The sequence below is a fragment of the Paenibacillus radicis (ex Gao et al. 2016) genome (assembly GCF_014641555.1).
Lineage (GTDB): Bacteria > Bacillota > Bacilli > Paenibacillales > Paenibacillaceae > Pristimantibacillus > Pristimantibacillus radicis.
Genome location: NZ_BMHY01000007.1, coordinates 77899 through 98482, shown reverse-complemented (window position 1 = coordinate 98482; position 20584 = coordinate 77899). Strand labels below are relative to the sequence as shown.

Here is a 20584-nt window from a genome sequence, read left to right as displayed (position 1 = left end):
CAATTCCTATTAATACACTTGGTATTCTAAATTTAGCAGACAATAACTGGTCTAGTCAATCCTAAATTAACATTTTTTCTGTCAGGCGGTTGCCGATTGCTGGAAATAGGCTCATCCGTAGACATCGCAAAAAGCCCCGCAAGAGATTCGATTGCTCGAACCTCCTGCGGGGCTTCCTTCATTCCTTATTCACCTTCAATATAGTAGACGCTCTCGCCTTGCGTAATTTCCGCCTGGCCTTGTGTCAGATCGGTCATCCACGCAATAAAGGCTCCCGCCTCCGGCTCCTCAGGCAAACATTTGACGATGACCCGGTCGGTAAACTCCGTTCCGCCCACGCGCGTTCCGCGTCCGTGCAGCTCATTCTCAAGCTTGCCGTACCACGTATAATCAACGTCGACGAAAACTTCCCGGTGCAGCACCCTCACAATCTCGTCGGCTGCTTCGATACCAGCGACCGCTCCGTCCGTATAAGCACGAACTAAGCCGCCAGCACCAAGCATGATGCCGCCGAAATAGCGGGTAACGACGACGGCGACATTTTTCAACCCCTTATTCTTGATAACCTCAAGAATGGGCTTGCCCGCCGTACCGCTCGGCTCTCCGTCATCCGACGCCTTCTGGTGCTGGTCGCGTTCACCGATTAGATAAGCGGAGCAGTTATGCGTCGCCTGCCGGTGAAGACGCTTGATCTCCTCAATAAAGGCGACCGCTTCCTCCTCCGTCTCGACCGGCTTGGCGTGGCCGATAAATCTGGATTTTTTAATGACGACCTCGGCATTGCCTTCTCCCCGAATCGTCGAATAACGCTCCAGCATATTCAGCAGTCCCGCTTGAAACGGCGCCTACAGGCGCGCTTCAAGCTCCGCTTTCTCTTTCTCGTAGCCTGGTTTGCCAAGCAGAGCAAACATGTTGCGTTTGTAAGCTTCTACGCCCGGCTGGTCGAATGGATTAACGCCAAGCAAGTAGCCGCTGATGCCGCAGGCTTTTTCGAAGAAGTAGACGAGATAGCCGAATGTGTACGGCGAGAAGTCAGCAATGTTGACGATGAAGTTTGGCACTTGACCGTCTGTATGCGCGAGCAACGTACCCTCGAACGCTTTTTTGTTGACGAAATCCATCGTTTTGCCTGTCAGGAAATTCAATCCGTCCAGATCCGCAGGGTCATGACCGATCGAAATATGGTCCGCCACTTCATTCACTTGGATAACTGTCTCGAAAATGTTCCGGTTGCCCTCTTGAATAAATTGACCCATGGAGTGCAGATCAGTCGAGAAATCGACGGATGCCGGGTAAATGCCTTTGTAGTCTTTGCCTTCGCTTTCGCCGAAGAGCTGCTTCCACCACTCGGATACGAAATGGAGGTTCGGTTCGTAGTTAACGAGAATCTCCGTCGTTTTGCCTTTGCGGTACAGCGCGTTGCGGGCAGCCGCGTATTGGTAAGCCTCGTTCTCTGCGAGGTTTGGATTGCTGTATTCTTTCGCCGCTTCTGCAGCGCCTTGCATCATTGCAGTGATGTCGATACCCGCTACCGCAATTGGAAGCAAGCCTACAGGCGTCAGTACGGAGTAGCGGCCGCCAACGTCATCCGGAATGATGAAGGACTCGTAGCCTTCTTCTGTAGCAAGCTTTTTGAGCGCGCCTTTGGATTGGTCGGTCGTCGCATAGATCCGTTTGCGCGCTTCTTCTTTGCCGTATTGGCGCTCCAGCGCTTCGCGGAAGATACGGAATGCAATTGCCGGTTCCGTCGTTGTACCCGATTTGGAAATGACGTTGATCGACCATTCGCGGCCTTCGATCAGCTGCAGCAAATGCGTAACGTAAGTGGAGCTGATGTTGTTGCCGGCAAAAAGCACTTGAGGCGTTTTGCGCTGTTCCTTCGTCTGCAGGTTGTAGAACGAATTGGACAGCATTTCGATCGCGGCGCGTGCGCCGAGGTACGAACCGCCGATGCCGATTACGATCAGCACTTCGGAGTCGGATTGGATTTTTGCCGCAGCTTGCTGAATGCGGGCGAATTCTTCTTTATCGTAGTTTTGCGGCAGGTCGATCCAACCGAGGTAGTCGGAGCCGGTGCCCGTTCCATTATGTAATTGATCGTGAGCGAGGCGTACTTGTTCCGTCAGGTTGTCGATTTCGTTTTGCCCAAGGAACGTGAGCGCCTTGCTATAATCGAATTTAACTGTTTTACTCATAAGTAAGGAGGCCTCCCTGATAATGTTTTTCACAAGCATCTTGGCTTAGCATTTAGAATATCGGATTTACCCGTCAAAAACAAGTTTATCGACCATGAAATATGCATGAAGAAATATTATAATGGATATAGAAGATTTGAATGGCTAATTCCGAACCGCGCGCAACTCCTAGCGCGCGCGGTGCGGAAAGCACATTACACATTTGGAGGATGGCAGAGATGAGCAAAAAAATCGGTTTTATCGGCCTGGGCGTCATGGGCTATGGAATGGCTGCAAACTTGCTTCGCAAAGGATTCGAGGTAACGGTATACAACCGGACACCGGGCAAAGCCGGCGAGCTGCTTGCGCTTGGCGCGAAAGAAGCCGCTACCCCTGCAGAGGCGGTAACCGGAAACGATACGGTCATTACGATGATCAGCAACGACGATGCGATCCGTGAAGTTTATTTTGGCCAAAACGGTATTTTCTCCGCTTTGCAGCCGGGTACGACGCTGATTGACAGCAGCACGATCTCCCCTGCGCTGGCGCTTGAGCTGACCGCTTCCGCTGAAGAGCGTCAAGCGAAGTTCCTCGATGCTCCTGTCACGGGCAGCAAACCTGCTGCGGATGGCGGCACACTGACGTTTATGGTTGGCGGCGATGCAGAAGTACTGGCATTGGTGGAAGACGCGCTGCTTGCGATGGGCCGTAAAATTATACATATGGGCGGAAACAGCAGCGGCTCCACAGCCAAGCTCGCACATAACACGATCGTCGGTATCAACATGCTCGGCTTGGTTGAAGGCATGGCAATCGCGGCTAGCGGCGGCATCGACGGAAAGGCATTCCTCGAACTGGTTCAATCAGGCGGTGCTGCCAGCAGAACGGCTGAGCTTAAAGGCGAAAAGCTGCTTACTGGCAACTACGATGTTCAATTCTCACTGGCGCTTATGCTGAAGGACTTGCGCTTGTCGTCTGTCCTGTCGGATGGCTTGAAGGTGCCAACTCCGATATTGGAAGCAGCCAAAAGCCAGCTCCAAATCGGTGAAGCGATGGGACTCGGCGAGTTCGATATGAGCGTTGTGGCCAAAGCTTATGAGCAATGGATCGGCCGCAAGTTTGGCGGCGGCGAGGCTTAAGCGCGACCTGTGCGCAGAAATAAAGAGGCTGTCCTAAAGTCACGACCGGTGACTTTTGGGACAGCCTCTTCTTTTTGACTATAAGCTGGTTTATCGCAGGATTTTAATAATAAGGGGAAATCATTAAGTAGACGACAACGCCAGTAAAGCTGACATACAGCCAAATCGGCATCGTCCAGCGCGCAATCTTGCGGTGCTTCTCGATCTGCATGTTCAGACCACGTGCAACCGACAGGAGTGCGAGCGGCACGATGACAATTGCCAGCAAGATATGCGTGATCAGAACGAAGAAATAAATCCCCTTCAGCACGCCGTCGCCGCCATATTTCGTCGACTCCGTCAAGTAATGGTACGTCACGTAAGAAATAAGAAACAGCGTCGTAGACGTAAAGGCTGCCGCAATAAAACGTTTATGCATTTTGACGTTCTTTTTCATAATCGCAATCAAAGCGACTAGAAGCGTAATAAAAGTGAAGCTGTTGAATACGGCATTAAGCAGCGGCAGAAGCGTCACATCAAAATGAAGCTCCCCGTCATAAGCGGGCAGAAAAAACAATACGGTAATGACCAGCACAAGAACCACCGACAGCACGGCGATTAACGGCGTATAGTTGCGCTCCTTCATCGAACTCTCCTTTATAACCAATGTATTACCCTTACCTTATCTGATTTGGCGGGGCAAAACAATTCGGTTCGGCCGCTCGATGTCACGAATCTATGACGATTCGTTTGCGGAATTGTGACTAACGGTCCCTGCGCCCTGGCAATTGAATTGTAAAGGTATAAACGCCCGCCTCGTACTGGAGAAAAAGCTTTCCTCCATGCAGCTCTATAATATTGCGCGAGATGGACAGCCCCAGGCCCGCACCGTTCGGAATACGGCTAGCCGCCGTACTTCTTCTGGCATGGTCGCCTTTATAGAAACGATGGAACAGCTGCTCCCCGTCTTCCTCTGCTTCCGGGAGCGGAGCTCCTTCGTTCATGATCTTAATCTCAATTCCGTCCTCATGGTCCCAAACCCCAACCGCAACCTCTCCCGGCTTCGATGCAAACTTGAGCGCATTCATCAATAGATTATCGACGGCTCTAACGAATAAATCGGGATCGATCTCGGCCGGCAAAGCGCGGTAAGGCTGCAATCTGCGTACGGTTAGCGATTGTTCCTGAGCCAGAGGCTCAATTTCCGTCACGATCTGCTCCATCAGTTTATGCAAATCGATCGTTTCTAAGGAAAGCTCGACGCTGCCTCCGGTCAGTCTCGTATACTCGAACAATTCGTCGATCAGTCTTTTTAATTGCTCGGATTTATGATAGGCGTTGTCGATGTACCGGCGCTGTTCATCTGCCTGCTGGATTTCATCCTGCTTCAGCAAATTCAAATAGCCGATGAGACTCGTCAACGGCGTGCGGAGGTCATGGGATACGTTCGTAATCAGCTCCATTTTCGACCGTTCCGCTTCCCGTTCCTTCGCCATTGTCAGTTCTAACTGCTCTGCCATGTAGTTAATATTCCGCGATACATCGCCCAGCTCGTCCTTACGACCGTCCGGAACGCGGTGCCCCAGACTGCCTCCTGCAATCGACATCAGGCCGTCCGCTATTCGTCTCAAATACCTGATGACGCTTCGAGTCAGCAGAAAGAAAAAGAACAAAAAACAAATAATAAACATCCAAAACGACAGCACATTCGCGACCGGAGTATCGGATTTGAAATAGGGAACATAGTACTCAATAACCGTCGTTAAGAAATTTGCCAATATGAAGCTGAGCAGGAGCCACCCGATAATACGGACCCGAATGCTCCGACGCCATGCAAAGAGGGAGTTTTTACTCAATTTTATATCCCACTCCCCACACCGTCTTGATATATCTCGGCTCGCGCGGGTGATCCTCGATCTTGGAGCGGATATTGCGGATATGCACCATAATGGTATTGTCACTAATGAATTTCTCTTCGTTCCAGATGCTCTTATACAGCTTCTCAGCGCTGAAGACGATGCCCGGGTGGCTGGCCATCAGCTCCAGTATCGAAAACTCAATTGGCGTAAAAGCGATTTCCCTTCCTCTCAGCCGCACGGTATGCCGCGAGCGGTCGATGACAAGCTCTCCGATTTCGATTACATTGTCATTCAAGGCTCGGCTTCCCGAGTTTTTCCTTCTAAGCTGCGCCTTCACTCTGGCGACCAATTCCAGCGGATTAAAGGGCTTCGCCACATAATCATCCGCGCCAGTAGTCAATCCGGCAATTTTATCAATCGGCTCGCCTTTGGCCGAGAGCATAATAATCGGGATATCCGATGACTCCCGCACCGCCATGCAAGCTCTAATGCCGTCCATACGCGGCATCATGACATCAAGTATCAGAAGGTCAACCGGCTCCGCCCAGACGATCTCCAGCGCTTGCAGGCCGTCCTCTGCCTCTGTTACGCGGTAGCCTTCGTTCTGCAAATAAATACGAAGCACATCCCGAATTTCCAAATCGTCGTCGGCAATGACAATATGCTGAGCCATTTGATTATCCCTCCTCCCTCCAAATTACCATAAATCATCAGATGATGTTAAGGGCTCTACCTTTTCCTGCAAATATAAATGAAAGCCGGCGGAATATTGAGCGGCATAAAGGCGACTCGTTCAACCTCAAAGCTGCTGCTGAACTGCTTGCGCATTTGCAGCGAATATTGGAAGGCAACGAACATGCCTCCCGGCTTTAGCGCGCTATGAATCTGCTTCATAAGCTGGTCGCGCATCAATTGCGGAAAGTTATAAAAAGGCAAGCCGGATATGACGCAATCCAGCCCGTCGATACCGGATTGCTGGAGCGTTTGGGTTAAATAGCGGGCATCCGGATGACAGTCATAAGAGGGGTAGTTTGTTTTTAACTTGTGGAAAAGCTCCGGTTCTTGTTCAAACAGCAGCACCTTCGTTTTCTCCCCGGCATACTGGCTCAGCCGTTTCGTTATCGCACCAGTACCTGCGCCCAGCTCCGCTACCGCTTCTATATGCTCCCAATGTATCGAGCCAAGTATTGTATTTGCCAAAAAACGCGAGCTGGGTGTAATGCTGCCAATCATCCGGGGCTGCCGCGAAAATTTTTGCAAAAACAAAAACCTCTCTTGCATCGTCTTCATCCTGCCACTCTCCTTCACTTGCATCGAATGTTTTCATCTTACAGAGGAAAACTTCAGATGAAGTGGAGAAAAAACTAAAGTTTTTATGAAGAATGCCTGGTATTGAATTAGGAAGACTCCGAGTACTGAAAGAGAGAGTATTAATAAATGACTGATACCCCAAATGTCCGTAGTGCCGCTGTCGAACCTCTTATCTAAACCCAACGTCTGCTCATGGCTGAGCCAATATGCTAGTCCCCTCTTGCTTCGGGGATCAAAATGCAAATATACATGTTGATTCACCTCAAAGCGCCTCAAAACCGCTATCAAAATGTAAATGTACATTTAAAATGCTTCATTTTTGCCCTATCGGTGCTTTTTGGGCCGATCAGCCTGCACTTTTACATTTTGAGGCGATAAATCGCCGATAAAACAGCTTACAACCTGCACTTTTACATTTTGATTCCTGATAGACTGCTGTCTATCGGAAAATCGAACCTATTACAATCAAAGTATCGCCTTAAGCTGCCTGCCAGAAGCTAACTCAACAATTACAAGAAACCGCTAAACATGGTTGCTTCCCTTTACCTAAAAACATCAAAAAAGCTGCTCCGCCAACAGGCGGAGCAGCTTTTCAGCAAAGCGGTATTATTCGTAGATGTAGGAGCAGCAGTAGTCAGACACAGCCGCTACTTGCAGCTTGAACTTCGTATTCGCCGGCACGGTAAATTCACCTTTGCCTTGAATGTGCAGCCACTCGGTTTCGCCTGGCAGCAGCACTTTCAAATCGCCTGCGAGAATTTCCATAATTTCGACGCAGTCCGTTCCGAACTCATAGTCGCCTGGAAGCATAATGCCCAGCGTCTTTTTCGTTCCGTCCGCGAACAGTACAGCGCGGCTTGTTACTTTTCCGTCAAAGTAAACGTTAGCTTCTTTGACGATCGTTACATTTTCAAATTGCGACATGTCGGTTGGCTCCTCTACAGTACAGCTTTTACTTTTGCTACTACGTTTTCAACGGTGAAGCCGTATTCCTTGATGACGCGGTCGCCAGGGGCCGAAGCGCCGAAACCTTCGATACCGATAATTGCACCTTGGTCGCCTACATAACGCTCCCAGCCAAATGGATGAGCCATCTCAACCGCTACGCGTGCTTTAACTTCCGGCAGCAGAACGGAGTCTTTGTACGCCTTGTCTTGCTTGTTAAACAGATCCCAGCTTGGCATGCTGATTACGCGAACCGCGATACCTTCTTCAGCCAGCGCTTTTTGAGCGGCAACAGCCAGTTGAACTTCGGAACCTGTAGCGATAATTTGCGCTTGCGGTTTGCCGTTTGCTGCGTCAGATACGACGTACGCACCGCGGCGGATGCCTTCACGGGCATTCGATACTGCGCCTTCAAGGATCGGCAGGTTTTGACGCGTCAAGACGAGCGCCACCGGATTTTCCTTGTTCTCAACCGCATAAGCCCATGCAGCCGATGTTTCGTTGCCGTCAGCAGGACGGATAACAGTCAGACCCGGAATAATACGGATCGAAGCCAGTTGCTCGATCGGCTCGTGTGTAGGGCCGTCTTCACCGACAGCGATACTGTCATGAGTCAGTACATATACAACTGGTTGCTTCATAATGGAAGCCAGACGAATAGCCGGACGCAGGTAGTCGGTAAATACGAAGAACGTACCGCCGAACACTTTCATACCGCCATGAAGGCTGATACCGTTCATTGCTGCCGCCATGCCGAATTCACGAACGCCGAAGTAAATGTTGCGGCCTTCATAGCTGCCCGGTTTGAATTGCGCAAGGCCTTTCAAGTGGGTCATCGTCGAGCTCTCAAGGTCAGCGGAGCCGCCAGCGAGCTGAGGAACGTTTTTCACAAGTCCGTTCAACGCATTGCCCGATGCAACGCGAGTCGATACCGGCTTGTCTTCCGTTGTGTAAGCAGGAAGGTCAGCATCCCAGCCTTCTGGCAATTCACCGGAAATCGCCAGTTCGAACTGCTTCGCAAGCTCTGGGTTTGCTTGTTTGTACGCTGCAAACAACTCGTCCCATTGTGCGTTTGCTTTCTCGCCGTTTTGCTTCACTTCGGCAAAATGAGCGCGAACTTCGTCTGGTACATAGAAGGAATGATCTTCCGACCAGCCGTAGAATTGCTTCGTCAGCTTCGTTTCGTCAGCGCCAAGCGGGGAACCGTGCGTACCGCCATGTCCGCCTTTGCCTTGCTTGTTCGGGCTGCCGTAGCCGATGACTGTTTTCACTTCGATCAGCGTCGGTTTGCCTGTCTCCGCTTGCGCTTCTGCAACCGCTTTGGACAATGCGCCCAAATCGTTGCCGTCTTGTACGCGAAGCACTTGCCAGCCGTAGCCTTCAAAACGCTTCTGTACCGTCTCGGAGTAGGACAAGCTCAGCTCGCCATCAAGGGAAATATCGTTGGAATCATACAGGACAACGAGTTTGCCCAGCTGCAAGTGGCCTGCAAGGGAAGCAGCCTCGTGAGAAATACCTTCCATCAAGTCGCCGTCGCCGCAGATCGAATACGTATAGTGATCGACTACGTTAAAGCCTTCTTTGTTATAAGTAGCGCCAAGATGCGCTTCTGCCATAGCCATACCTACTGCCATCGCAACGCCTTGTCCAAGCGGACCCGTAGTCGCATCAACGCCAGCTGTATGTCCAACTTCCGGGTGACCCGGTGTCAGGGAGCCCCATTGGCGGAAATTTTTCAGTTCTTCGATCGGAAGATCGTATCCGGACAGATGCAGCAAGCTGTACAACAGCATCGAACCGTGACCAGCCGACAATACGAAACGGTCGCGGTTGATCCAAGTCGGGTTGGACGGATTGTGCACCATGTTTTTAGCAAAAAGCTGGTAGCCCATCGGAGCAGCGCCCATTGGCATGCCCGGATGTCCGGAATTCGCTTTGTCGATTGCGTCGATAGCAAGCGTACGGATCGTGTCAATCGAAAGCTGGTCAATCGATTTTTGAGTAACTGTCATTCTTATTTCCTCCTAAAGATCCATTGGTTAAAGCGATGTTGCATTCTCTCTATTTGTTTATATAGCGCGAGTTGTAGCGCAATGGCTTTGAATATTGTACCATTCCGATCTGGCGTTTGCCATCCTAAATTCACGAATGAAAGGGCTTAAACCCGAACGATTCTAGTTGAACACCACGGTTTTGTTCTGATGTACGATGATCCGGTCTTCGGTGTGCCACTTCACGGCACGAGCCAACACGACGCGTTCAATCGTCCGGCCAATGCGCTTCAGTTCCTCTACATCGTCGCGGTGCGTGACACGCTGCACGTCCTGCTCAATGATCGGTCCGCCGTCAAGCTCTTCCGTTACATAGTGAGCGGTTGCACCGATAATTTTCACGCCGCGGTTGTAAGCTTGTGCATATGGCTTGCCGCCGACGAAAGCTGGCAAGAACGAATGATGGATATTAATGATGCGGTTAGGAAACACCTCGATAAACTTCGGCGAAATGATCTGCATATAGCGGGCAAGTACGATAAGATCCGCCTTGTCGGCTACAAGCTCCATCTGTTTGCGCTCGGCTTCCGCTTTCGTATCGGCCGTAACTGGAACATGATGATAAGGAATGCCGAAGGATTCGACCATTTCCTTCATATCCAGATGGTTGCTGATCACCATGGAGATGTCGGCATTGAGATCGCCCGATTTCCACTGCCACAGCAGCTCCATCAGACAGTGGTCCTCTTTGGAGACGAAGATCGCAAGACGCTTCTTGCGGCTGGCGCGGAACGTGTGCCATTTCATTTCGAAACGGTCGGCTACGCGCGCGAAATCCTCGACGAGCACAGGAAGCTCTTTGTCGAGGTCGGTTAAATCGAATTCAAATCGGATAAAGAACATTCCGCCAACAGGATCCATCGTATATTGATCGGATGAAACGATGTTGGCGCCGTGCTCATACAAAAAATGCGAAACGGCTGCTACGATACCCGGCCGATCCGGACAAGAGATGAGCATACGGGCGCGTCCGCTGTTTGGAGCGGAGGCTTGGGCTTGGCTTGAAGACATGTACAGTAACTTCCTTCCTTGACATCTAATTTGTTTAGTCTTTATTTAAATAAGTGAATTTATAAGCTTTATCCTAATAAACGCGCTTTGCTTCGCCTCCATGAGGGCAGGCGAAGCAAAGGCGTGCTCGTAAAATCTATGCGTTAACCAGCAGTTGCTTGCCAGCAAACCAAGCTGTAATGCGCTGGTTGATTTGCTCCTCGGAGAGATCGCCAGGCAGTGCATCGCTTTCTGCTACAAGATCGTACAAGCGCTCCATCGGCTCGCGCGGGTCGGCTTTTTTCGCTTTCGCGTCGTTTTTCAATACATCCCAAGTGCCAAGTACGAACTCGCGATGATCAACTTCTTGCTTGCCGAAGAAATGATGCAGACGCTCGACATGGTCGAAGAACGATTCGCCGAAGCGTTCCGCAGCATCGCCGCGAAGCAAAGCAATCTCTGCTTCATACATCGGACGCTGCGTTTTATCCGTCTTGCCGATCCATGGCGTTTCCAATATAAATGGACGGCCAGCCAGTCCATCGTGATGAACGATGGAACGAATCGCGTCGTAGCCCAGCCAGCCAGCGCCTACAGGAGCATGACGGTCCTTGCCGGCACCGCGCGGATTTTTACTGTCGTTGACATGCACGATCGCGACGCGATTGAGACCAACGATCCGGTCGAACTGCTCCAGCGTGCCGTCCAAGTCGCCAATGAGGTCATAGCCTGCATCATGCATATGGCAAGTGTCCATACATACTGTAAGGCGATCATTCAAACCGACCTTATCAATAATTTGTGCCAGCTCCTCGAAGCTGCGGCCGATTTCCGTACCTTTGCCGGCCATCGTCTCAAGCGCAATATTGACCTTTGTTTCCTTCGTTCCTTCCAATACAAGATTCAAGCCCTCAGCAATTCGGGCAATGCCGTATTCCGCATCCTTGTCCGTATATGCGCCAGGATGAAGCACGATATTGCGAACGCCAATCGCGTCGGTACGACGGATTTCCTCTTGCAGAAATTGAACGGCTAGATCAAATGTAGAATCCTTATAGGACCCGAGATTGACAATGTAGGGAGCATGTACGACGATCTCGCCAATGCCGGCCTTGTCCATTGCCAATTTGCCTTCTTCAATATATAAAGATTCGATCGGTTTTCTCCGGGTGTTTTGCGGTGCCCCGGTATAAATCATGAAGGTGCTCGAACCATATGTTACAGCTTCCTCAGTTGCAGTCAAAAGGCCTTTGTCCGAAAAAGAAACATGGGAACCGATTTTCAACATTAATAAACGCCCCTTTCGGTTGATCAAACCTTATTTTACAAGGAATGTCGAAATAAATCTAGGAATACGGTATAATTCATGCTGAGGTGAAGGGATAAGATGAAATCAGCTCCAGATTGGTTTATGTTTTTCATCATTTTTTGGGCGGTTGTCATGGTTGGAGCCATGGCCATCGGCGGATTTTTCATGTTCCGTAAATTTCTGAAGGTGCTCCCGCAGCGCGATGGCAAATCCAAGCTCGATTGGCAAAATTATTGGGTGGAACGAAGCCGCAGCATGTGGACGGAGGAGTCGAAGCATTTTCTCGATGAGCTGGTGTCTCCTGTGCCCACCGCCTTTCGCGATATTGCCAAACATTCCATAGCAGCCAAAATCGGCCAAGTCGCCATTGATTACGGCGCCAATGAGGTCACTCGCGACCATTGTATTGAAGGCTACATACGCGCTACGCCAAAACGCGACTACCGCAGCTTGGTTAGCTTTCTCGAACGCAGAGGGATCGACTACGCACCCTACAGTCATCTTTTAAATAAATAGGTCTATGGTCTAGAATTGACGAAAAAATGTAACCTAAAGCATTCCTTTTCGTTAATAAGGACAGGAGGTGGTTGTTATGAATACAACAAAGAGAAAGAAAAAGAAAGGCGTAGTTGCAACAAGCGCCGTTCTTCTGGCTATCATGCTGACAGCCTCAGCTTGCGCATCAGGCAATACGGAAAAGCCGAACCAGAACAATGAGTCGAATCAGAACCAAGCAACTGAACAGCCTAGCGATGCTTCGCCAACGCCCGATTCCGAAAACGACGGAAACGCAGAAAACGGCAGCAACAATGGAAGCAATGGCGTAACGGATACCGAGACGGGTTCCCCGGATACTCCGGCAAACACAGATAAAGGCAGCAATAGCCCCGATAATTCGGCTGCACTTGCCAAAGAAGGCGTATACGGCGGACAAATCGATACGACTAGCATCGAGGTCACTGTGGACGGAGACCCACTCGTTCTGCAGATTACCGATACCTTTACCGACACATTGAACAAGCTCAAACCCGATGATAAAATTAAAATTGAATATACCGAAAAGAATATCGATGGCGTGACTTTGCTTTACTTAAACAAGCTGGAGAAACTTTAGTCGATAAAGGATGAGTGGCGGATGCGGGTTGCGATTACAGGGGGAACGGGATTCGTCGGCACAGCGCTTGTAAAAGCGCTGCTTGAACGGCAGGATGAGGTATGGATTATTTCCAGAACCGCGAAAACTCCAGGAGCTCAGACAGCCAAAGGTTTGTACTATACGACATGGACCGAACTAGCTGAGCAGCCCTCCAAGCTGGAGGGTGTTCAGGCCATAGTCAATCTGGCGGGAGAATCGATCAATCAGCGTTGGACAGCAGCCGCCAAACAACGCGTGCTAGAATCCAGACTTCATGCAACCGCCCGCGTCGCACGCATCGTTCAAGAACTTAAACAGAAGCCGGAGGTCGTGGTCAACGCCTCCGGCATTTCTGCATACGGCAGCTCTTTAAGCGAAACCTTCGATGAGTCGAGTCCGATGAATACGACCGACTTCTTGTCCGGCGTCGTTAGGCAATGGGAAAAAGCAGCCAATGCCATCGAAGTTGAACGGCTCGTCAAGCTCCGCGTCGGGGTTGTCTTGAACAAAAAAGGCGGGGCCTTCCCGCTTATGGCGCTACCTTATAAGTTATATGGCGGCGGACCGATCGGAAGCGGAAAGCAGTGGCTCTCGTGGATTCACCTGGAGGATATGATCCGGCTTATTCTTTTTTGCCTGGACAATCGCGGGGTACAAGGGCCTGTCAACGGTTCTGCGCCTGAGCCGGTAACCAATGAAGATTTCGGCCGGGCACTCGGGAAAGCTTTCCACAAGCCGCATTGGTTTCCTGTCCCTGCTTTCCTCATGAAGACTGTGCTTGGGGAAATGTCCTCGCTGCTGCTAGACGGTCAACGCGCCATCCCGCGCAAGGCGCTGGAACTGGGCTTTCAATTCCGTTACCCGGATGTCGACAGCGCGATGAAGGAATTGGCAGGTTCCTAGCATCATCTATTAACTATTAATGGGATAGGCCCTTCAACCGGGTCTATCCCATTTTTTAACCTTCTTCCCCTCCTATTGCCCCTGTTATGCTTCAAGCCTTAATCAGTACCATTGGCCCTTGCAAAAATTAATTAAATATCATCAACGGACTTCTCCATAAGAAAAAATATTACAAAGCACTTATTTGATTGCATTTTTTTGTTAAATATATGATGAAATTTCCATTGCGGTAATTACAAAATACATTTTCGGTTAATAACCCACATAATTATATTATCATTAATTTGTTGTTGTTTAATTTTTACGATAAAGGAGATTTGTTGAGTTTGGTGAACTTCAAATAACAACATACAACTGTCATGGGGATATTGACATTCAAAAGACAGCAAAAGCAAAGACGATGATTTCATATAACTTCCCAACCAAGCAAGGTTTGGTATACTACAACAATACATGGAATGTGTTATTTGAAAGTACAAATCGCAATTCTTACAAGCACTATTATGGCTATTATACGGATAAAAACAAAAATACTCGTCAAGCAACTAAAGACTTCGTACCTGCTACTGGCTATTCTGCTGTAAAAGTTGAATCTGCTCCACATTACAATGATCATGCTTTTATTACTAACCAAGCATATCTTAACTACTTACAAAACAAGAGATATTCCGACGAAGACTGGATGGACTAGGTTTAAAAATTCCAAAGAGACCTGGGAGTTTATTCACAGGTCTCTTTTCTAAGATGAGGTGCATCATGAGAAAAACTTTCCTATATTCAATAATTCTTTTATTGATAACTTTACAATTAGGCTGTCAAAACAATAAATCGAACTCGAATTCTTTAGCAAATGAGGTTACATATACGTCCGAAGAGAAGGATCTCATTGAAGCTATTAACAAAAATAATTTCAACAAAGTAGACCCATCAAACTATAAACTAACTAATAGTATTAAACTTCTCAATGATGAAGATGCTGATCGAATTGAGTATGAAACTTTTATACAAGAACCTAAAATACCTATGAATAATGTTATTATGTCATTTTATTTAGAACCAAGCATGTTACAAAAATTAAATACAAGTAATGTATTTCAAACCAATACTCATAATGATGAAAAATTGAATATTCTTCCTAGCGGTAAAGTCCAAGGTGCTAGCCTAGCAAGAGCATTCATACTTGATCCGAGTAAGATTGACCAAACTTCAATCCATATATATAAAACAATGTACATTAAAATCTCCTATGATAGTGATAATAAAAGGATTGAAGACTACTACAAGGTCTCTGCCACGCCATCTGATGAATTAGAGAGCTACTTAAAAAATAATACTCACTGAAGACAATAAGAAGACGCTAGGTCATAGCGTCTTCTTATTGTAGTCTGTAAATCGAAATGTTTTCCCACTTTTTTAATGAAATAATCTCTAATTTCCTACTGTATACAGCATCTTATTCAATTCCGTTAAAAGGTACTAGTTCATATTTTGGACCATTTGCCCCTGCCAACTGAACACCGTCTCCCGAATCTAGCGGATAGACCTTATAGGCGATCATCGACTGGCCGTTTAATAGACTTCCGTTGCGCGAACCAAGATCCTTTACTTGATAGACTCCGTTCTTGCACTCAATTTCCAGGTGTAGCCGGGAAATGCCGGCGGCTCCATCCTCGTAATCCACTTGCTCACCGGTTCTGCCAACAGTAAATCGCTCTCCGTTCCAGTCGAGCCATTCTCTCTTTCCTTCCCACTCCCGGTAAAGTCTGAGCCCTCCTTCCTGCTGTACATGGGGATGATCCAACAATACGGTCGCGTCGGCTTTAGATCTCATTGGCTGAGAATCAACTGCTGTTTCCGCAATCCTGGCTTCGTTGTGTGGCTCCGCTATTCTCGGGGGAGAAGAATGAAGCTGTTTTCTCACATCCCGAGGAACGGCCGGTTCGGAAGCAGCAATCTTGGGCCAGGAATGGGCCAGCGGACCGGATTCGGGAATAAAATCATCATCCCCGCCGTCTTCAGACAGCATAGATAGAGCTGGGCTTCTAAGCCATATCATCACAACAATAGCCGCTCCTATTAAAGATAATCCAAGGCTAATGTATAAGCTGTTTTTCGATTGAGCAGGCAGGTATAAGAACCGCCAGACAAAGGCGACCGCTACGAGAACAACAGCAGAGAAAACCCATTGTTTTTTGATCGAACTAGTATGGGCAGCTTCATCCGTATCATCTATTATTTCCTCGTTGAACGCCGCTGGGAAGCCTCTTCCATTTATAGAACTATCCCCTCCGCCAGCATCATTTAAGCTCCCTGAGGGCTCCATCTCAAGTTGAATATGTTTATTCCATACGTCTTCGCTCCTTGCACGCCAATCGGTATACTCGCTATCCTCGTTTCTTTCCCGTAAGCTTCCTATAGATGTTCTATTCACTTTTTCCTTAACCGGAGAAGCTTGTGCAAGGCGATCCGGCCCGCTTAACAATTCCAGCAGCTCAGCACGAAGCTCGGCAAGTGGCCAGCGCTTATCGTTGAAATGTTGGAGCAGGCGCTGCAGTCCTTCCCCGTCGAGCTGCCCGACAAAGGAAGTCCAACGAACGATGAGAGCCAATAGATCCCCATGCCCCGATGAACCGCCATTCAAAAGCAAGTCTGCAGCCGAAGGCTCCTGAATCGGCAAATAGGCAATACCAATATCATTCAATTGCTCTCCAATGAATAGGTATTGATCTCCGAGCATACAGCCTTCAGGCCGAAGCATATAGTGGCTGCATTCTCCAAGCGCTTCAACAACCGCAAGCAAAAGCGTATAAAATTGTTCCATAGACAAACGCTGCATTTGCAGGCGGTGGGAAAGCATTTTCCGGCCCGCCAAATTGTAGCGAAAGGTAATCATGCCATCCATATCCGACCAGTTCATTGGCAGCATACCTGGAATTTTGCTGTTCATCAGCATTTGAACCTCAATCTCATCCAGTTCCTCCCGGCGAATAGCAGGCTCCCGTTCAATGATCATTTCATGTCCCCGGTTCATGGAGAAATCGATTTTAAATGCACCCATTCGTTTTCCCCCTTAATTCAAAAATGCCGTAATGGCACCCGGCACTGCCGCAAGCATAAACGGGAAGCTGCGCCCGCCTTCAGCCCATGCTGCCCACTGCCCCCGGCGAATTTTTCCTCCCTGCAGCAAAAACGATAGCCCGGCGGCGATCATTCTTTTGGCCATAGGCCGTTGCAGCAGTATAAAGATTAGTCCAATAGCGCCAGCGTACAAAATGGCGTACATAAGTGCATAGAGCACAGCCGGCACTCCGATCCATGCGCCTAAAGCTCCGAACAGCTTAACATCGCCGGCCCCGATTCCTTTGGCAGCGTACAAGAGCAGCAACGGCACAAACCCTGCTGCGGCACCCAAAGCACCTTGCAGCAATCCGTTCCAGCCACCGTCAATCAAACGGTAAACGATAGCCGCTGCAAAAAAAGACAATGTCAGCCGATTTGGTATCAGCATGGAACGAACATCGGTATAAAGCGCCGCAGCCAGCAGGACGGCTGCAGCAGCAAACGGAATTGTTATCGGAATGGGCAAGCATTATCCCCCCTTCGGTTTCTTTTCTACGCTGAAATGTCTGGATACTTTCTCACCCGAGGCCGAGGTTGCCGTCAGCTCCCATATGCCTGGGGTTGTATTACCTGAAACATGCCAAGTCCATTGCACATAGCCGTTAGCGTCAGCTGTCGCATCCCCGAGATGCTTCGCTGTGCTTTTCCCGCTTTTATATTGGACTTCGAGCGATACGCTGGTCCCGGGTTTAGTGAGCGCAACAACTGTAGCCTTCAATCCGGGTCGAAGCGGTGTTGGCTCAATCGAGATGATCTGCACTGGTATAATGTCAGCTTCGCCATGATCTCCCCCATCAAAGGCAGGCACTGCATCTTCTATCCACACCCGCTCCGAAGCTTGCTCGCGAAGTCGTATCTTCTTTCCAGTAAAGGGGATGCTCATCGGAAAATCATACTCAGCTTCGATCGTTAAGTAAGGCTCCTGCTTATGCTTCAAATCCGGCAAACCGAGGCGCGAGAGCTTGATGCGCTCCTTATTGATAACAGCTTCGTCTGCATAATGCTGCAGCATTGGCTCTATAGCTGACCGTCCTAATTCGGTCGCTGCCATATCAACTAAAGGCTGCCAATCGCCCTGGAACACAGCCGCAGCAGCCGCACCGGCAGGATCGGGAAGCCACTCTGCTGCTTTGACAGCGATTTGCCCCCAGTCCGACAAGGGCGCATTCGCTGGAGTAAACTCCGGCAGCTTATGCTCCACTTGCTGATAGGCCAAATCTACAGGATAAATATGAGCCGCCATTTGCCTTACCGTCTGCGATGCTGCAGACTGAAGCGCCATTTGCGTTGCATTTAGCCGGACAAGCACGATAAAGACAAGCAGCATAATTAATAATATGGGCATCACAAGCGCCGCTTCCACAACGATACTGCCGCGCTCGCCTTCCCTGCCTTTCAAGCTAATAAGACCAGCCCACCGTCTGCGTCGTTTCATATCGGCCGTCGACAACCTTTCCCTGCAGAAATCCAAAACCGCCAATCATCTTGTACGCACCCGGCAAAAACCAAAGCTCTGCCGCTGCCTGTACCTCACCAGTTACAGCTGTTGGCACATACGAGAGCGTAATTCCGCGATTTTGCTCGATAACGGCAATCATTCGTGCAAGCCTCGAAGGCCGGTCCGCTCCGCCATGCATAAGCATGAATAGCCTCAAGTAATCGGTATACGAAATATCAACTTTGGCATACTTCGATAAGGGCGCTGCTCCTCGATTGGAAAAATCAACGAAGTCCTCCATCGTTTTTTCCAAGCCGTAAATTAATGAGCAGGTGAGAATAAGCAGAGGATGACCAACCGATCTGCATTGTACAAGCCCTTCCATCGTTCGAATGGCCATCCGCGCTCCAAAAAGCTCACCGTAAGCCGCTGCTACGTTTGCCGCAGGCTGATAAAAACCGTATAAAATGTATTCCGCTTCCTGATTTTGCAAAGCGAGTGATTGTTTTAGCGACTCCGTATCTCCGTCCGTAATCATTGACTTCAAGTGCTGCGGCTGGAAAGCGGAAAATCTTGAAAGGACATATTCACCTGCATAGACAGAATCTCTCGTTTTCTCCAGCGTATCGGCCATTCCGCCAAACAAGCTGCCCATTAAAGAAACGGAAGACTCTGCTTGCTCATGCGCATCGTTTGCCACCTTCCCGCCCGTTGCACCTCCAGCCTCTTCTGCTCCAGCTTCCTGTTGGTTAAACAGCAGATTAGCTTCGTACCGCCGCTTTACCTCTTGAAATTGTGTCTTGTTCTCGTCCTCCTCCGGCAGCGACTTCATCCCCTCCAGCATCGCGCGAGCCTGCCGCCAGAGCGAATCCGCTTTCTTCTCCTGCTCCTTTTTCTTTTGCTTCAGATCATCATTCGACCTTCGCTGGCGCTGCTCCACGATGGAGCTGCTCCCCATATACTCACTGCTGTAACGGCCATAACCGGCAATAAGCTTGTTGACACCGGTCATCAGCTGGCTGCTGGAGCTGTCTAATTCAGGAGAATGTATCGCTTCTGACAAAGAAGCATTAAAGCTTTCGATCAAGTCATCCAGCCTTTCATAGGCCGCAGCATGGCCATCCAGCTCTAATCGATATTCGGCGAAAAAATCCTCCGGCAGCACCAAGTCACCTGCAGACTCCTGTACGTCCTTCAGCTCATTCTCTGTCATCGTAGAGTCATGGCTCGCATCGGCCCCGGGAATGTCTTGTCCCGCAACGCGGTCGTATCCGTCATCCTTGGCCCGCCGTTCAACCTCTTCGGCCACTTGCTTCATTTGCTCGTTAACCGTTCTGGCTTGCTCCAGCAGTTCTGTACCCTTGGCCGAAAGCGCGTCATGTTCGCTTCCTGCTTTCAAGCGAATTTGGTCAAGCTGCTTGACCAGTTCCCTTGCCCGTCTCACATAATCTTCTATCTCCCTCGTGAATTTACGCGCTTTGCCCGCTTCGGCCAATGCCTCATCGATTCTCACCCATTCGGCATACTGAGCATGCTCTGCCGCAAGCTGTTGCGAAGTGTTCGCTCCTATTGATCGCGAGCCTTCCTCGGGAAGCAGCTTTGCCAAGTCGCTTTCTTCAATACTGTGTGCGGCTTTCCTCTGCCAATCAAGCACCTTTTGCAGCAGTGCTTCACGCTGCTCATAGAGCTTTCTTAGCCTCTCCAGCAAATCGACCGTGATCGACGCCTCCTTGAGAGGACCTGCCATTGGGGCAAACTTTGCGGCCAGCTCCAGTGTGAAGTCGACAGGCGCCTTATATTTCATCTCTTCCATGAGCTGCCTCTTAAATATGCGGTGAGTGCCAAGATATTCGGAAGCATTGGCATGCGCCGACACAAGCTCTGGTTGAACGAGACGCATGGCCGGATCTGAAGCTTTAGCTTTTCGTTCCAGATTGGCTGTTGCGACAAGTTCATAAATCGAATCGCCTTCGGTGCCTCCGCGGCCAAACAGGCCATACCTTCCATACAGTTCCCCGTCGTATGCGGAAAGAACGGAGCGCGTTCCTGCCCTCGCCGCATCCTCGGCTGCCTTATGCAGCGCAGCCATTCTCGCATAATCAATAAGCACGCCTGAAAATAACAGCAGTGAGGACATCATCATCGCCGACAGCACCGTTACTGCGCCATCCGTCCGATAGAATAAGCTTCTAGCCTTTGTAGTAAACCGCACTGCAGCTCCTCCCCTACCG

Annotated in this window: 19 protein-coding genes; 5 read left to right on the top strand and 14 right to left on the bottom strand. The window is 49.5% G+C overall.

Going from position 1 to position 20584, the window contains the following annotated elements; genetic code table 11:
- Positions 1-185 precede the first annotated feature (185 nt).
- On the bottom strand, positions 186-818 hold the full coding sequence (locus IEX98_RS18260; protein ID WP_188890635.1) for a YigZ family protein: 633 nt from the start codon (positions 816-818) through the stop codon (positions 186-188).
- A 27-nt stretch (positions 819-845) separates the two neighbouring features.
- Positions 846-2195, bottom strand: a complete 1350-nt coding sequence (locus tag IEX98_RS18255; RefSeq protein WP_188890634.1) for a glucose-6-phosphate isomerase — start codon at positions 2193-2195, stop codon at positions 846-848.
- 218 nt (positions 2196-2413) lie between these two features.
- On the opposite strand from IEX98_RS18255, the gene IEX98_RS18250 reads away from it, so the two are divergent.
- The gene (locus tag IEX98_RS18250) at positions 2414-3313 is read left to right on the top strand and encodes an NAD(P)-dependent oxidoreductase (RefSeq protein WP_188890633.1); all 900 of its coding nucleotides are present in this window, start codon (positions 2414-2416) and stop codon (positions 3311-3313) included.
- A 103-nt stretch (positions 3314-3416) separates the two neighbouring features.
- On the opposite strand, the gene IEX98_RS18245 is transcribed toward IEX98_RS18250, so the two are convergent.
- The 8 genes from IEX98_RS18245 to IEX98_RS18210 form a co-directional block, all read right to left on the bottom strand.
- Positions 3417-3938, bottom strand: coding sequence for a DUF420 domain-containing protein (locus tag IEX98_RS18245; protein ID WP_188890632.1), 522 nt, complete (start codon positions 3936-3938; stop codon positions 3417-3419).
- Positions 3939-4056: 118 nt separating this feature from the next.
- Positions 4057-5148 carry a HAMP domain-containing sensor histidine kinase gene (locus IEX98_RS18240; protein WP_188890631.1) on the bottom strand — a complete coding sequence of 364 codons (1092 nt, stop codon included), beginning with the start codon at positions 5146-5148 and terminating at the stop codon, positions 4057-4059.
- Positions 5141-5824 carry a response regulator transcription factor gene (locus IEX98_RS18235; RefSeq protein ID WP_188890630.1) on the bottom strand — a complete coding sequence of 228 codons (684 nt, stop codon included), beginning with the start codon at positions 5822-5824 and terminating at the stop codon, positions 5141-5143. Before IEX98_RS18235 ends, IEX98_RS18240 begins: the two co-directional genes overlap by 8 nt.
- 56 nt (positions 5825-5880) lie before the next feature.
- Complete coding sequence (locus IEX98_RS18230; RefSeq protein WP_188890629.1) at positions 5881-6441, bottom strand: class I SAM-dependent methyltransferase; 561 nt, start codon at positions 6439-6441, stop codon at positions 5881-5883.
- A gap of 627 nt (positions 6442-7068) precedes the next feature.
- Entirely contained in the window at positions 7069-7386 is a 318-nt protein-coding gene (gene ppnP / locus IEX98_RS18225) for a pyrimidine/purine nucleoside phosphorylase (RefSeq protein ID WP_042164308.1), read from the bottom strand.
- Positions 7387-7400: 14 nt separating this feature from the next.
- Complete coding sequence (gene tkt / locus IEX98_RS18220) at positions 7401-9419, bottom strand: transketolase (RefSeq protein WP_188890628.1); 2019 nt, start codon at positions 9417-9419, stop codon at positions 7401-7403.
- Positions 9420-9581: 162 nt separating this feature from the next.
- A complete protein-coding gene (gene purU / locus IEX98_RS18215) occupies positions 9582-10469 on the bottom strand; it encodes a formyltetrahydrofolate deformylase (RefSeq protein ID WP_188890627.1) in 888 nt (295 codons plus the stop codon).
- Positions 10470-10605: 136 nt separating this feature from the next.
- A complete protein-coding gene (locus IEX98_RS18210; protein WP_188890626.1) occupies positions 10606-11736 on the bottom strand; it encodes a deoxyribonuclease IV in 1131 nt (376 codons plus the stop codon).
- Positions 11737-11835: 99 nt separating this feature from the next.
- On the opposite strand from IEX98_RS18210, the gene IEX98_RS18205 reads away from it, so the two are divergent.
- The 4 genes from IEX98_RS18205 (at position 11836) to IEX98_RS18190 (ending at position 15136) form a co-directional block, all read left to right on the top strand.
- On the top strand, positions 11836-12273 hold the full coding sequence (locus IEX98_RS18205; protein ID WP_188890625.1) for a DUF2621 domain-containing protein: 438 nt from the start codon (positions 11836-11838) through the stop codon (positions 12271-12273).
- Positions 12274-12349: 76 nt separating this feature from the next.
- Positions 12350-12871, top strand: coding sequence for a hypothetical protein (locus tag IEX98_RS18200; protein ID WP_188890624.1), 522 nt, complete (start codon positions 12350-12352; stop codon positions 12869-12871).
- Between the two features lie 21 nt (positions 12872-12892).
- Positions 12893-13795, top strand: a complete 903-nt coding sequence (locus IEX98_RS18195) for a TIGR01777 family oxidoreductase (protein WP_188890623.1) — start codon at positions 12893-12895, stop codon at positions 13793-13795.
- A gap of 756 nt (positions 13796-14551) precedes the next feature.
- The gene (locus IEX98_RS18190) at positions 14552-15136 is read left to right on the top strand and encodes a hypothetical protein (protein WP_188890622.1); all 585 of its coding nucleotides are present in this window, start codon (positions 14552-14554) and stop codon (positions 15134-15136) included.
- 112 nt (positions 15137-15248) lie between these two features.
- Here the strand turns inward: IEX98_RS18190 and IEX98_RS18185 are convergent, their stop codons facing one another.
- The 4 genes from IEX98_RS18185 to IEX98_RS18170 are packed head-to-tail and all read right to left on the bottom strand — an operon-like array spanning position 15249 to position 20565.
- Positions 15249-16853 carry a DUF6382 domain-containing protein gene (locus IEX98_RS18185; protein WP_188890621.1) on the bottom strand — a complete coding sequence of 535 codons (1605 nt, stop codon included), beginning with the start codon at positions 16851-16853 and terminating at the stop codon, positions 15249-15251.
- Between the two features lie 12 nt (positions 16854-16865).
- The gene (locus IEX98_RS18180; protein WP_188890620.1) at positions 16866-17381 is read right to left on the bottom strand and encodes an A24 family peptidase; all 516 of its coding nucleotides are present in this window, start codon (positions 17379-17381) and stop codon (positions 16866-16868) included.
- A 3-nt stretch (positions 17382-17384) separates the two neighbouring features.
- Positions 17385-18350 carry a TadE/TadG family type IV pilus assembly protein gene (locus IEX98_RS18175; protein ID WP_188890619.1) on the bottom strand — a complete coding sequence of 322 codons (966 nt, stop codon included), beginning with the start codon at positions 18348-18350 and terminating at the stop codon, positions 17385-17387.
- A complete protein-coding gene (locus IEX98_RS18170) occupies positions 18316-20565 on the bottom strand; it encodes a TadE/TadG family type IV pilus assembly protein (RefSeq protein ID WP_188890618.1) in 2250 nt (749 codons plus the stop codon). The genes IEX98_RS18175 and IEX98_RS18170 overlap by 35 nt, the downstream gene beginning before the upstream one ends.
- Between the last annotated feature and the right edge of the window lie 19 nt (positions 20566-20584).

Bases quoted from the DNA above. Each gene is read 5' to 3' on its own strand.
- IEX98_RS18260 (WP_188890635.1), bottom strand. From the start codon at position 818: ATGCTGGAGCGTTATTCGACGATTCGGGGAGAAGGCAATGCCGAGGTC.
- IEX98_RS18255 (WP_188890634.1), bottom strand. From the start codon at position 2,195: ATGAGTAAAACAGTTAAATTCGATTATAGCAAGGCGCTCACGTTCCTT.
- IEX98_RS18250 (WP_188890633.1), top strand. From the start codon at position 2,414: ATGAGCAAAAAAATCGGTTTTATCGGCCTGGGCGTCATGGGCTATGGA.
- IEX98_RS18245 (WP_188890632.1), bottom strand. From the start codon at position 3,938: ATGAAGGAGCGCAACTATACGCCGTTAATCGCCGTGCTGTCGGTGGTT.
- IEX98_RS18235 (WP_188890630.1), bottom strand. From the start codon at position 5,824: ATGGCTCAGCATATTGTCATTGCCGACGACGATTTGGAAATTCGGGAT.
- IEX98_RS18230 (WP_188890629.1), bottom strand. From the start codon at position 6,441: ATGAAGACGATGCAAGAGAGGTTTTTGTTTTTGCAAAAATTTTCGCGG.
- ppnP (WP_042164308.1), bottom strand. From the start codon at position 7,386: ATGTCGCAATTTGAAAATGTAACGATCGTCAAAGAAGCTAACGTTTAC.
- tkt (WP_188890628.1), bottom strand. From the start codon at position 9,419: ATGACAGTTACTCAAAAATCGATTGACCAGCTTTCGATTGACACGATC.
- purU (WP_188890627.1), bottom strand. From the start codon at position 10,469: ATGTCTTCAAGCCAAGCCCAAGCCTCCGCTCCAAACAGCGGACGCGCC.
- IEX98_RS18210 (WP_188890626.1), bottom strand. From the start codon at position 11,736: ATGTTGAAAATCGGTTCCCATGTTTCTTTTTCGGACAAAGGCCTTTTG.
- IEX98_RS18205 (WP_188890625.1), top strand. From the start codon at position 11,836: ATGAAATCAGCTCCAGATTGGTTTATGTTTTTCATCATTTTTTGGGCG.
- IEX98_RS18200 (WP_188890624.1), top strand. From the start codon at position 12,350: ATGAATACAACAAAGAGAAAGAAAAAGAAAGGCGTAGTTGCAACAAGC.
- IEX98_RS18195 (WP_188890623.1), top strand. From the start codon at position 12,893: ATGCGGGTTGCGATTACAGGGGGAACGGGATTCGTCGGCACAGCGCTT.
- IEX98_RS18190 (WP_188890622.1), top strand. From the start codon at position 14,552: ATGAGAAAAACTTTCCTATATTCAATAATTCTTTTATTGATAACTTTA.
- IEX98_RS18185 (WP_188890621.1), bottom strand. From the start codon at position 16,853: ATGGGTGCATTTAAAATCGATTTCTCCATGAACCGGGGACATGAAATG.
- IEX98_RS18175 (WP_188890619.1), bottom strand. From the start codon at position 18,350: ATGAAACGACGCAGACGGTGGGCTGGTCTTATTAGCTTGAAAGGCAGG.